The organism is Gemmatimonas sp., from assembly GCF_027531815.1.
GTDB lineage: Bacteria > Gemmatimonadota > Gemmatimonadetes > Gemmatimonadales > Gemmatimonadaceae > Gemmatimonas.
Window position 1 is genome coordinate 1 of the sequence record NZ_JAPZSK010000001.1, and the last position, 12980, is coordinate 12980.

The 12980-nt window shown below is 67.8% G+C and carries 8 protein-coding genes and 1 riboswitch; of the genes, 3 read left to right on the top strand and 5 right to left on the bottom strand.

Annotated features, from left to right (window positions below; all coding sequences use genetic code 11):
• Window positions 1–198 precede the first annotated feature (198 nt).
• From O9271_RS00005 to O9271_RS00015, 3 genes are all read right to left on the bottom strand, one after another.
• A complete protein-coding gene (locus O9271_RS00005) occupies window positions 199–1065 on the bottom strand; it encodes a neutral zinc metallopeptidase (RefSeq protein WP_298264888.1) in 867 nt (288 codons plus the stop codon).
• Between the two features lie 210 nt (window positions 1066–1275).
• Complete coding sequence (locus O9271_RS00010; RefSeq protein ID WP_298264890.1) at window positions 1276–1737, bottom strand: HNH endonuclease; 462 nt, start codon at window positions 1735–1737, stop codon at window positions 1276–1278.
• A 360-nt stretch (window positions 1738–2097) separates the two neighbouring features.
• On the bottom strand, window positions 2098–2562 hold the full coding sequence (locus O9271_RS00015) for an HIT family protein (RefSeq protein ID WP_298264892.1): 465 nt from the start codon (window positions 2560–2562) through the stop codon (window positions 2098–2100).
• A 262-nt stretch (window positions 2563–2824) separates the two neighbouring features.
• Here O9271_RS00015 and O9271_RS00020 point away from each other — a divergent pair, with 262 nt between their 5' ends.
• The gene (locus O9271_RS00020; RefSeq protein WP_298264894.1) at window positions 2825–4990 is read left to right on the top strand and encodes a dehydrogenase E1 component subunit alpha/beta; all 2166 of its coding nucleotides are present in this window, start codon (window positions 2825–2827) and stop codon (window positions 4988–4990) included.
• Window positions 4991–5099: 109 nt separating this feature from the next.
• On the opposite strand, the gene O9271_RS00025 is transcribed toward O9271_RS00020, so the two are convergent.
• Window positions 5100–6116 carry a hypothetical protein gene (locus O9271_RS00025; RefSeq protein ID WP_298264896.1) on the bottom strand — a complete coding sequence of 339 codons (1017 nt, stop codon included), beginning with the start codon at window positions 6114–6116 and terminating at the stop codon, window positions 5100–5102.
• Window positions 6117–6302: 186 nt separating this feature from the next.
• Here O9271_RS00025 and O9271_RS00030 point away from each other — a divergent pair, with 186 nt between their 5' ends.
• Window positions 6303–9239, top strand: coding sequence for a prolyl oligopeptidase family serine peptidase (locus tag O9271_RS00030; protein ID WP_298264898.1), 2937 nt, complete (start codon window positions 6303–6305; stop codon window positions 9237–9239).
• Between the two features lie 18 nt (window positions 9240–9257).
• Here O9271_RS00030 and O9271_RS00035 read toward each other — a convergent pair whose 3' ends face one another.
• The gene (locus O9271_RS00035) at window positions 9258–9743 is read right to left on the bottom strand and encodes a hypothetical protein (protein WP_298264901.1); all 486 of its coding nucleotides are present in this window, start codon (window positions 9741–9743) and stop codon (window positions 9258–9260) included.
• Between the two features lie 295 nt (window positions 9744–10038).
• Window positions 10039–10239: riboswitch (cobalamin riboswitch) on the top strand.
• A 205-nt stretch (window positions 10240–10444) separates the two neighbouring features.
• On the opposite strand from O9271_RS00035, the gene O9271_RS00040 reads away from it, so the two are divergent.
• A complete protein-coding gene (locus tag O9271_RS00040; protein ID WP_298264903.1) occupies window positions 10445–12877 on the top strand; it encodes an ATP cone domain-containing protein in 2433 nt (810 codons plus the stop codon).
• The last annotated feature ends 103 nt before the right edge of the window (window positions 12878–12980 follow it).

Genomic DNA, 12980 nt, shown 5'->3' on the forward strand with positions numbered 1-12980 from the left:
AGCGCAGCGTCGGCCAGACCGGAGCCCCGACCCCGACTGCCCTAAAGACCCCGACCCGGGCCCAAACCCCGACTGGAGGAAGACCCCGACCGTGGTGGCGGTGCCCCGACCGCTGTGGCCGTACCCCGACCGTCGTGGCAGGGCCGCGACCACACCCAAGACCACGACCCCGACCAGCAACGACCGAGCCCGAGAGGATCAACGCATCGCCGCAAACGTGTCGCAAGCGCCCGCGTCGCCCTGTTCGAAACCGCGCCGGAACCACTGCTGCCGATCGGCCGACGACCCGTGCGTGAACGATTCGCGTTGTACGCGGCCACCGGCCATCTGTTGCAGGCGATCGTCACCCACGGCAGCGGCGGCACCGAGCCCTTCCTCGAGGTCACCCGGCTCCAGCATGCGCGCCCGCGCCGCATCGTGCGCCCATACGCCGGCGTAGCAGTCGGCCTGTAGCTCCATCGCCACCGACAGCGCGTTCTTCGCGCGCGGATTCTCCTGTTGCAGGCGCCGCACCTGCTGTTCGGTCCCCAACACGTTCTGCACGTGATGGCCGATCTCGTGCGCAACGACGTACGCCTGCGCGAAGTCGCCGGGCGCGCCGAACTGCCGGTGCAGCTGGTCGAAGAACGACAGGTCGATGTACACCTTCTCGTCACCCGGGCAGTAGAACGGCCCGCTGGCCGACTGCCCCGTGCCGCAGGCCGTGGGCGTGGCATCGCGGAAGAGCACCAGCCGCGCCGGACGGTAGCGCGACATCTGTCGGGCCCACGTGGCCTGGGCGCTATCGAGCACCACCGAAACGAACTGCACCATGCGCTCTTCCGCCGGGTCGTTGAGCGGCGCCTGCTCGGCCGTGGGCACCGGTGCGCCCAACCCAATTCCGCCAGTGATCGGGGTGACGAGGTCGGTCTTGAACACATAGCTCAGCACGATGAGCACGAGCATGCCGCCCACACCGAGCTTCATGCCGCCACCGCGGAAGCCACCGCCGCCCATGCCACCCGCACCGCCACCGCCGCGACGGTCTTCGAGATTACGACTGCGGCCACCAGGAGACCAACGCATGGCTCGGTACGTGAGAGGGGAAGGCGCGCGGAGACGGCGTCACGGAGACGGCGTCATGGAAACCGCGTCATGGGAACCGCGTCATGAATTACCACATGAGCATAACCGCGGGAGCGCGACAGCGCAGGAACGCTTCCGCCGTTGCGATCACGCCGTCTTCCATGACCCATGACGCCGTTCCCATGACGCCGTTACGCTGTTGACCCGCCGTTACGCCGCCATCTCCGCCGCAAACGCCAGACTGACCGCGCGCCGCGCGCCGCGTTTAAGCGCACGCGTCACGTTGCGGGCGTAGCGCACGAAGTTGGCCCCTGCCCACGGGTGACGGGCGAAGAACTCGAAGGGGAGCAGGTCGCTCTTGAGGCGATTGCACGGCGCGCACGCCACCACGAGGTTCCCGGGGTCGTGCGCCCCGCCGCGCGCCAGCGGCACCACATGGTCGAGCGTCGCCGTGCGCTGATCGAGCCGCGTGGCGCAGTACACGCACCGCTGGTTGCAGTCACGGAGCGCGCCTTTGCGCAGGGCCCGCTTGAGCGCGACGTGCACGACCGTCTTGACGGTCGGGCGCACGCTGCCACGGGTACGCACGGCGCCGCGCTTGGAGGGGCGGGCGCCGCGGCCAGCGTCGTACGCGGCGCCGCGACTGAGTCGGAGGGCTGGTCGCTTGGGCATCTCAGCCCTCCCGCCACGACAACGCCCCAGCGGAGGCGGTGAACCTCTGGCCAGGGCGGCGGGGGACGAGAAGGTGCCGGCGCCCGAACGGAGCCGACGACGGGAAGGCATTCGCCTCGAGCAGGCGCTGCGCATGGGAGACACCGCGAGTGGAGCGCATCATCCTCCTGGAACACCAAGTGGACACGCAAACCGCCGGACCCTCGACCGCCACCGTGAATGACCGCGACACGGCGCACTTGCCTGCATTCGCGACCACGGCGCGATTATGCGATCACGTATCTGCTGCCGTCAATAGCCAAGGGGCGAGGGAGTGACTCCCCCGCCCCTTCGTGACCACACCGCGACGCGCGCCGGCGCTCAGTCCTTCATGCCGCTGTTGCGCAGTGGATCGCGCAGCATGCTGCCGATGCGCGCGGCCATGGCGTCCAGCTGCTGACGGTTGGGCATGGCCGACCCCGGAAAGGGCAGCGGCACATCGAAGCCGTCACCCTCACGCCGCGGAATCAGGTGAATGTGGTAGTGCATCACGTTCTGCCCCGCCGCCTGTCCGGAGTTCACCACGATGTTCATGTCGCTCGCCCCCGACGCCGTCTGCACCACCGGAATGAGCTTCGCCGCCACGGTGTAGAGGTGCATCCCCACCGCCTTCGGAATGTCCTGCAGCACTTCGTAGTGCTCCCGTGGGACCACCAGCACGTGCCCGGCGTTGACCGGTTGGATGTCCATGAAGGCAATGGCCGTGGAGTCTTCGTAGCAGATCGATACCTCGGCGGCACCACGGATGAGATCGCAGAAAATGCAGTGTCCGGTCGACGGCTTCATCGGAGCGGTTGGGGCTTGCATGGCGGGGCAACGGGGGAGTCCAGACTGACCTTCGCAACCTGTGCTCCGGACCAATATCCGGCAAGCGAAACCGTTTTCCGATCCCGTCCCACCCGACGTACCGTTCACCCCTCCCGGGCGTCAGGCGGCGTCCGCTGGTGTCACACGGGCGATTCTCCGCCCCGTCGGTCCCCCACCGGCGGGTGCACCCCGCTATTTTTCCACGGGCTGCAGGGTTTCCCGTTCTCTCCTGACTTACACGATGGCCACTTCGACCCGTCCGAGCCGCGCCCGAAAGGGCGAGGCCAGCGACACGACTGGATCGCCCGCCTCGGCGGACGCGTCCGCTGCCGCGCTCACCCGCGACCAGCTCGTTCACGCATATCGCGTGATGTACACGTCGCGAAAGCTCGACGACAAGGAAATCCAGCTCAAGCGCCAGAACCGGATCTTCTTCCAGATCTCCGGGGCCGGCCATGAAGCCATCGGCGTTGCCGCGGGCCTCGTCCTGCGCCCCGGCTACGACTGGTTCTACCTCTACTACCGCGATCGCGCCCTCTGCCTGCAGCTCGGCATGACCCCCGCGGAGATGCTGTACAGCAGCGTCGGCGCCGCCATCGACCCCAACTCGGGTGGGCGGCAGATGCCCAGCCACTGGGGACACAAGGCGCTCAACATCACCACGGTCTCTTCGCCCACCGGCACCCAGTTCCTGCAGGCCGTAGGGTGCGCCGAGTCCACGCTGCGCGCCCGCCAGCTCGAGCTGAACGACCCCGCCTTCCCCGGTGACGACGTCACGCTGGTCACCACCGGCGACGGCACCACCAGCGAAGGTGAGTTCTGGGAGTCGCTCAACACGGCGTCCAACCTCAAGCTGCCCATCGTCTACATCGTCGAGGACAACGGCTACGCCATCTCGGTCCCCGTCGAGGTGAACACCGCCGGCGGCTCCATCTCCAAGCTCGTCGCGTCGTTCCCCGGGCTCTACATCCAGGAAGTGGACGGCTGCGACCTGCTCGCGTCGTACGAGGTGATGCAGCGCGCCGTGCAGTATGCGCGCGAGCGTCAGGGGCCCGCGCTGGTGCACGCCAAGGTCATTCGGCCGTATTCGCACTCGCTCTCCGACGACGAGGTCTTCTATCGTCCCCCCGAGGAGCGCGACGCCGACGCCGCGCGTGATCCGCTCACCACCTTCCCGGCGTGGCTCATTGCCCAGGGGCACGCCACCGCCGATGAGCTGCAGGCGCTGCGCGACACCGTGGACGCCGAGGTGCTGGCCGCCACCGACGACGCCCTCGAGCAGCCCATGCCGACGGCAGAGTCGGTGCCGTACGCCGTGTACTCCCCCGACGTCGATCCCACGTCGGAGCGCTTCGACACGGAAGACGATCCGCAGTTCGAGGGTGGTGCCACCACCATGGTGGACCTGCTCAACGCCTGCATGCGCGACGAAATGGCCCGCGACGAACGCATCCTCGTCTTCGGCGAAGACGTGGCCGACGTGTCGCGCGACCAGTACCTCGGCAAGGTCAAGGGCAAGGGCGGCGTCTTCAAGGTCACGCACGGTCTGCAGAGCAAGTTCGGCAGCGCGCGCGTGTACAACTCACCGCTCGCCGAGGCCAACATCGTGGGGCGCGCCGTCGGCCTGGCGCACCGCGGCTTCAAGCCGGTGGTCGAAATCCAGTTCTTCGACTACATCTGGCCCGCCTTCATGCAGCTGCGTGACGAGGTGGCCACCATGCGCTGGCGCTCCAACAACGCGTTCAGCGCGCCCATGGTGGTGCGCACCACCTACGGCGGCTACATCCGCGGCGCCATCTATCATTCGCAGACCGGCGCGTCGCTGTTCACCGCCAACCCCGGCCTGCGCGTGGTGTGCCCCAGCAATGCGCTCGATGCCAACGGTCTGCTGCGCACCGCCATCCGGTGCGACGACCCGGTGATCTTCCTCGAGCACAAGCACCTGTACCGCCAGACGTACAACAAGGGGCAGTATCCGGGTCCCAACTTCATGATCCCCTTCGGCAAGGCCAACACCCTGCGTGAAGGCACCGACGTGACGCTGGTGACCTACGGCGCCACCGTGCAACGCGCGCTCGTGGCCGCCAAGCAGCTCGCCGAAGAAGGCGGACCGAGCGTGGAGGTCATCGACCTGCGCACCCTCTCGCCGTGGGACAAGGAGGCCGTGTTCACGTCGGTGAAGAAGACCGGCCGCGTGATCGTCGCCACCGAGGACGCGCTGTCGTGGGGCTACGGGGCGGAAATCGCCGCCGCCATTGCCGACGAATGCTTCGCGTGGCTCGACGCGCCCGTGAAGCGCGTGGCCAGCCAGGATGTGTTCGTGGGCTACGCCCCCAGCCTCGAGGACGCCACGCTGCCGCAGGTGGAAACGTTCCGCCAGGCGTATCTGGATATCGTGGCGTTCTGAGGTTGCGGTTGGACTGACCACTGACAACTTCGACTCGGTACTACAAACTCCTCGCAGACCGCGGGGAGTTTGTAGTTCGTAGTCCGAGTTTTCAGTGGTCAGTCGAGCCTCACACCGGCGGCTTCTTCTTCAGCAGCCCGCCCAGCCCCTTCTTGAGCGCATCCTTCCCGCTGGGCTTCTCTTCCTTGCCCCCTGAAGCCGCGCGGGCGCTGTCCATGGACGCGCTGATTCCCGCCATCATCTGGCTCAGGTCCGTGACCTGATAGTTCTTGGGGATCTCGAACACCGTCGGGTCGATGTCGCCGGTCTTGAGCTCGGTCACTTCCATGGTGATGGTGTCGGCCATGACCTTGCCGTTCTTGTCGGTTTGCGTGGACCACGTGATGGTCTTGAGGGCGAGCCCAGTGCTGCCGTATTCGTTGGTGTACTTGCGCAGCTCCGCCTCGAGTTCCGGGTTGGTGCTCTTCACCCCCGACGCGAACGACCTGGCCCACCGCTCCATGTTCTTCGGGCTCCCCAGATCCACACCGGTGGCAATCCACTGATCGCTCGAATCGGTGGTCACCATCTTCTGATCCGGCATCATGGTGGCCTTGAGCTCCATCGTGCTCGAGTACCACGTGCGCACGCGGCGCGTCTTGTACCCCAGCATCGGCTCGCCCGCCCCCATGTCCTTGAAGCGGAAGGACGTGTTGCTCACCGTCATCTTCAGCATGGGGTTGTTCATGAGCGCCCCGAAGCCGCTGCCGAAGCCGTCGGCCGTCATGACCATGGCCTGTTTGTCCTTGGGGCTCACGACGATGAACTTGCCCGTCTCGCCCTGCACGATGACATAGCCGTTCTTCTGGCCCATGGGCGTCATCCCTTCGAGATAGTCCATACGAATGTTGCCGTCCTGCATGCGCACATCGGCGTACATGGCGCGCGATTCCCGCGTGCGCTTGTCGCTACTGCTGGACGTGATGCGGTACTTGAAGGTGGCGCCGGCGGCACGGGCGGTGGCGCCGGTGGCCGTGGCGCGCGGATGCCCCGGTTTGGCGGCCGTGAGCAGCAGCACCCCGCAGCCCAGCACGGTGACGCCAGCCAAGGGACGCAGGGGACGGCGGGATGGATGCGTGATGCGCACGAGCACTCCGGAATGACGTGACGACCGGGACTTCATTGTCGAAGACCGGAACGGGAGAGCGAGAAGCTAGGAGTCGAGAATTCGCGCGCAAGCTCGACCGTACCGTCCCACGGTAGGGCACCGCATACCCCTGAACACACCCGCGCTCCGCATCGTATCTTCCGGCGTCCCCTACCCGGAGTGTTCATGCCCGTGTCCGCCTGGCGCCCACGCGCGCTGTCCTGTGGACTCACGCTCACCGCGGCCCTCGCGGCTGCCGGTGCCCTGCCCGCGCAGTCGGCGCCCTCGGCGCCCCGGCCCATGACCGCCGCCGACATTTCCGCCTGGAAGTCGCTGCGCGGCGCCGCCCTGTCCAACGACGGGGGCTGGTTCGCCTACATCGTGGCCCCCAACGAGGGCGACGCCGAGGTGGTCGTGCGCCAGACCACAGCCGGCGGGAAGGTGCATCGCTTCCCCATCGGCGAAGCGCCCGCGGCGGCTGGAGGCCCCGGCGGTGGCGGCTCGGCGGGGCTGCAGCTCTCCGCCGACGGCAAGTGGGCGGCCATGCTGGTCTATCCCACCGCGGCCGAACAGAAGCGGCTGCGCTCGCAGCGCCGTCCCGTGCAAAGCAAGCTGCGCCTCGTGGAGCTGGCCACCGGCCAGACGCGCGAGTTCGAGCGGGTGCGCCGCTTCGCCTTTGGCGGTGAGGCGCCGCTGGCCATGGCCATGCATCAGTACGGCCCCGACGCGCCGGCCGGCGGCGCCGGGGGCGCGGGTGGTGGCCCGGCGCCCGGCGCGCCGGGGATGGGAGGCAACCTCTTCGGCGGCGGCGGCGGACGTGTGGAAGGCACCGACCTCCTGCTGTACGAGCTGGCCAGCAAGATGGTGTACAACGTGGGCAACGTCGCCGACTTCGCCTTCGATGACAGTGGTCGCTGGCTGGCCTACGCGATCGACGCGCGTGACCAGGCGGGCAATGGCGTGCAGTTGCGCGATCTGCGCACCGGCGTGGTGCAGGCGCTCGACGCCGGCAAGGCGCTCTTCCGCCGGCTCGCGTGGAGCGACTCGCTGCCGGCGCTGGCGTATCTCAAGGGCACGGTGGACAGCGCCGCCACCGACACCACGTGGGGCGCCTTCGGCGTGGCCGCCGTGGGCACGCCGGCGCTGCGACGCGCCTCGGTGGGCGGGGGCGGCACCGGCAGCACGGCCACCGGCATGGAGATCTCCCCCGATCGCACGCCACGGTGGACCGAGAACGGTGACGGGCTCGTGGTGGGGCTGCGCGTGGCCACCCCGCCGGTCCCCAAGACGGAACAGCTCGAGGATGACGAGCGGCCGTCGGTGATTCTCTGGCACCACAAGGACCCGCGGCTGCAGAGCATGCAGCTGGTGCAGGAGCAGGCGGACAAGGGCTTCTCCTTCGTGGGCATCTACACGCCGGCCACCAACGCGCTGGTGCAGCTCACCGACGAGCGCGTGCGCACGGGCGCGCTGGGCGCGCGCGACGGTTGGCTGCTGGGGAGCGACAACAGCGCCTACGAGCGCCAGAGCAGCGTGGACGGCATTCAGCGCCGTGACGTGTGGCTGGTGAACGCGCGCACCGGCGAGAAGACGCTGGTCAAGAAGGAGGCGCGCGCCCAAGCCCAGCTGTCTCCCGATGGCCGCACCGTGGTGTACTGGGATGATGGCCACTGGCAGGCGTATGATGTGGCCACCAAGGCGACCACCACGATCACGAAGAATGCTCCCGTCACCTTCGTGGACACGGAGGACGACCACAACGTGGACCGTCCCCCCACGCAGTTCCTGGGCTTCAGCCGCGACGGCCGCTTCGTGCTGCTGCAGGACAACTACGATGTGTGGCGCGTGGCGCTCACGGGGACGGCGTTCACCAACCTCACGGTCAACGGGCGCGCGCAGCGCATCCGGTATGCGCGGCGCATCGTGACCGACGCGCGCGAGCGTGGCATCGACCTGTCGAAGCCGATCTTCATGGCGGCGCTGCAGGCGCGCACCAAGAAGGAAGCCATCGTGCGCATCGACGCCGCCAAGCCCGGCGCGGTGGCGCTCACCGGGTGGCGTGACGCGCGCCATGCGCCCATGAAGGCCAAGAATGCCGACGTGTGGGTGGCCAGCATCCAGACCGCGACGCGCTTCCCCGACTACTGGCGCGTGTCGTTCGCGGGTGGCGCAATCGCCGATTCGGTGCAGCTGTCCGACGCCAACCCGCGCATGAACGGGGTGGCCTGGAGCGCCGGTGCGCGGCTCGTGGACTACGTGACCGACAAGGGCGACTCGCTGCAGGGCGTGCTGGTGCTGCCGGCCGGCTATCAGGAAGGCAAGGCGTATCCCACCCTCACCTTCATCTACGAGCTGCAGTCGGACAACCTGCACAGCTTCTCCTCGCCCAACTTCAGCAGCTCCCCCAACGCGCTCATTGGTGCGCACACGTCACGCGGCTATGCGGTGTTCCTCCCCGACATCGTGTACAAGCTCAACGATCCGGGGATGAGCGCCGTGTGGAGCGTGATCCCGGCGGTGAAGGCCGCCATCCGGACGGGCGTGGTCGACAGCGCGAACGTGGGGCTGCACGGGCATTCGTGGGGCGGCTACCAGACATCGTTCCTGATCACGCAGTCCGACCTCTTCAAGAGCGCGGTGGCCGGGGCGCCGCTCACCGACATGATCAGCATGTACAGCTCGGTGTACTGGAACACCGGCAGCGCCAATCAGGGGATCTTCCAGAGCTCGCAGGGGCGCTTCAAGGGCAACTTCATCGAGCACCGTGACGCCTACGAGCGCAACTCCCCCAACCGTTTCGCCGATCGGGTGAAGACGCCGCTCATCATCCTGCACAACGACAAGGATGGCGCGGTGGACTTCAACCAGGGGATCACGTACTACAACACGCTCCGGCAGATGAACAAGGACGTGATCCTGCTCGAGTACGTGGGCGAGAATCACGGCCTGGCGCAGCTCAAGAACCGCAAGGACTACTCGCAGCGGCTCATGGAGTACTGGGACAGCTACCTCAAGGGGCAACCCGCGCCGGAGTGGCTCAAGAACGGCATCCCTCGCCTCAAGACCGAGGAGCACCTGCGGGAGCAGAAGAAGAAGCTCGAGGGGAAGAAGATCGCGATGTGAGGCGGGCGGTGCAGCGGGTCACTTGACCGTGATCAGCTGCACCATCCCCTTCTCGGTGTGGGCGCGGCCATCGCGCCCCGGGATGAGACAGGCCAGGATGTACCGCCCAGGCTTGAGGCGGGCCGTCAGGAACGTCTCCTGCCGGGGCGCGATGGTGGCGGTCTGGCCCAGCGTGGGCATCCACGGGGGGATGATGCCCTTCTTCTGATACATGTCGAGGAACTCGCGCAGGGTGTGGTTGCTGGGCAGCTCGAGCAGCGCCATGGCGTGCAGGTCCTGCCCGACGTTCACCAGATTGAAGGTCACCACACCGTTGGCGACCGTGGGCGGGTTGCGGAAGGCGTAGTCGGCGCCTTCCACCAGGACGTATTCCACCCGGGTGGCCGCCGGCGGGCGTGTGGCCACCGCGCCCTGCCCTTCGACGGGGGGGACAGGTGCCACCAGCGCCAGCATCAGCACCAGCGCCTTGAAGCCAACCAGATCCTTCCGGTGTGTGCTGCGCATGGGGCATCCCTCTCGAGTCCTGCGTCGGTGGCGCGCGACCTGGGCCCATCCCGGGTCGCGCCGTCATGGTGACGGATTGCGGGTTGGTAGCATGAGATCAAGCTCCCGGTCTCGATGGGAGGTTCCCCGCGAGCTCAGCCGTAACGTGTGACGCCCCCGCCTCCGCCGCGCTGCGTACAGGTGCCAGCGGTCAAACTGTCTCTTGACTCCCCGCCGCAAATGCCGGAAGTTGCGCGTTCCTTGCTCGCCCGCACGTGTGCGGCCGGGCAAGGGAGCCCCATGGTTATTGCACGAGCTGTACCACATAGGCGCTGGTCCCCGGCTTCCTTCCCCAGGAGCCGTGGCTAAGAGGGAACCCGGTGCAATTCCGGGGTGGCCCCGCCGCTGTAAGGGACGACGAGGAAGCTTTCCGCCACTGCGCCATGTCCGGCGCGGGAAGGCCGTTTCCGAGGACGAATCCCAAGCCAGAAGACCTGCCATCGCCACGAGTCCGCGCGCCCCCTCGAGGGAGGGTTCGCCGGGGATTGCTGCGCCGCACCGTCGGGCTCCCTGCCGCCGTGTGCGCGCAGCCCCGTCCGGGCGCCCTGCAAGACATCGCCGGGAGCCCTCGAAGTGCCCGCGACGTCGCGGGCACCTCGGGCCACGGGAGCGTCCTCGGGGGGTGTGCAACTGTCCGGCTACTTCCCCTCTGGAGACACTGAATGAGCACGTCCGTCGCGCCGCGCGCCGCATCCGAAGTCCGTTCGACCTTTGGGGGCTATGATGCCGCCGGGGTGCGCGTCATCACGGAGGTCATCAAGCGCGATGGCCGCCGGGCGCCGTGGGACCCGGAGCGCATCACGCGCGCCATCGCCCTGGCCTTCTGGGCCTCGCGCCACGACGACGCTCCCAACCCGCACGCCAACGACGCGGCGCACCGCTTCGGCCTCGGCTTCACCGAGTTCGCCGATGTCTGTGAAATCACCCAGCTCGTCGTCAACACCGTCGAGCGCAAGGCCCTCGAGCGCACCCCCACGGTCGAGGAAGTACAGGACATCGTGGAAATGATGATCGCCGCGCGCGGGCACTGGGACGTGGCCAAGCGCTACGTCATCTACCGCGCCGCCCGGGCGCAGGTGCGCCTCGCCGCGCACGGCGAAAACGGACTCCAGGACTACATCTTCCTCTCGCGCTACTCGCGCTATCGGGAAGAGCTCGGCCGCCGCGAAACGCCCGCCGAGGCGTTCACGCGCGTCATGGACATGCACCGCGCGCACTTCGCCGACAAGCTCGACCTGCCCGTGGCCGGCTTCGGCGGCCGTCCGCTGCGCGAGCTCATCGACGAAACGGAGGCGGCGCTGCAGCGGCGCGCCATCCTCCCCTCCATGCGCTCGCTGCAGTTCGGCGGGCAGGCCATCGAGGCCAACAACGCGCGCATGTTCAACTGCGCGTTCACGCACATGAATCGCCTCGACGCGTTCAAGGAATCGTTCTTCCTCCTCATGTCGGGCACCGGCGTGGGCTTCTCGGTGCAGAAGCATCACGTGGCGCAGCTGCCGCACTTCCCCGTGCGCGGCGCCGAGAACGACCTCGAGGTAGTGCACTACACGGTGGGCGACACCCTCGAGGGGTGGGCGGATGCGCTCGATGCGCTCATGCGCAGCTACCTCGACAACAAAAAGATCGAGTTCAACTACTCCAGCATCCGTCGTCGCGGCTCGCCGCTGAAGACCTCGGGGGGTCGCGCCCCCGGGCACATCCCGCTCAAGAAGGCGCTGTCGGCCGTCGAGCGCATGCTCGACCAGGTCTCCGGGCGCGCGCTGCGCCCCATCGAAGTGTACGACATCCTCATGCACGTCGCCGTGGCGGTGCTCTCGGGCGGCATCCGTCGCTCGGCCACCATCTGCCTCTTCTCGGCCGACGACGATGAGATGGCGGCCGCCAAGACCGGCAACTGGTTCGAGACCAACCCGCAGCGCGGCAAGTCCAACAACTCGGCCGTGCTCGTGCGCCACCAGCACACCGAGCAGGAGTTCCAGCGCCTCTTCGAGCTGCAGAAGGAGTTCGGCGAGCCGGGCTTCTACTTCGTAGACGACGTGGAGTACGGCGCCAACCCGTGCGTGGAGATCGGCCTCGCGCCCTTCGCCATCGTCGACGACGCCGCGCAGGCGAAGCTCGCCGAATACGGCATGCCCGATGTGCCGGTGGGGAGCAAGGTGAGCGGCTGGCAGATGTGCAACCTCACCACCATCAATGCCAACGCCTGCGACGACGAGGCCGGCTTCCTGGCGTGCTGCCGCGCGGCGGCGCTACTGGGCACCCTGCAGGCCGCCTACACCAACATCGGCTACCTCGGCGCCGCCACGCGCTACATCAACGAGCGGGAGTCGCTGCTCGGCGTGTCCATCTGCGGCATCCTCGACCGCCCGTCGCTGCTGCTCAACCCGGCCGTGCTGGAGCGCGGCGCCAAGGAGTGCCTCGACACCAACGCGGCGATTGCCGAACACCTGGGCATTCCCGCCGCGGCGCGCATCACCTGCGTGAAGCCCGAGGGCACCGCCAGCCTGGTGCTGGGCGCCGGGTCGGGTATCCACCCGCATCATGCGCGTCACTACTTCCGCCGCGTGCAGACGGCGCGCACCGAGCCGCTGTATCAGTGGTTCAAGCTCAACAACCCGCACATGACCGAGGCCTCGGCGTGGGATCCCGACACGACCGACGTGATCACCTTCCCCGTGACCGCGCCGACCGATGCCATCCTGCGCAAGGACGTGGGCGCGGTGCAGTTCCTCGAGTACGTGCGCCTCGTGCAGCAGCACTGGGTAGTGGCCGGCCGTCGCCATGAGTCGCACAACCCCGGCCTGCACCACAACGTCTCCAACACGGTCACCGTGCGCGACGACGAGTGGGACGCGGTGCAGCAGTTCATCTTCGAGAACCGCGGCTACTTCACCGGCATTTCGCTGCTGCGCGAAACCGGCGACAAGGTGTACGCGCAGGCACCGCGCGAAGAGGTGACCACCGACATGGACATGGCCAAGTGGAACGCGCTCGTCTACAGCCCGGTGGACTACACCGCGCTCTGGGAAGGCACCGACATGACCACGCTGGCCGACACGGTGGCCTGCGCCGGTGGGGCGTGCGAGATCGTGTAACATCGGCGCGCCGCTCTCGGCGCGACCAGTAACTCAAAACCCGAACTCAGCACTCGAAACGCATCAGTCTCGAGTCTTGGGTTCGGGTTCTGAGTTCTGGGTC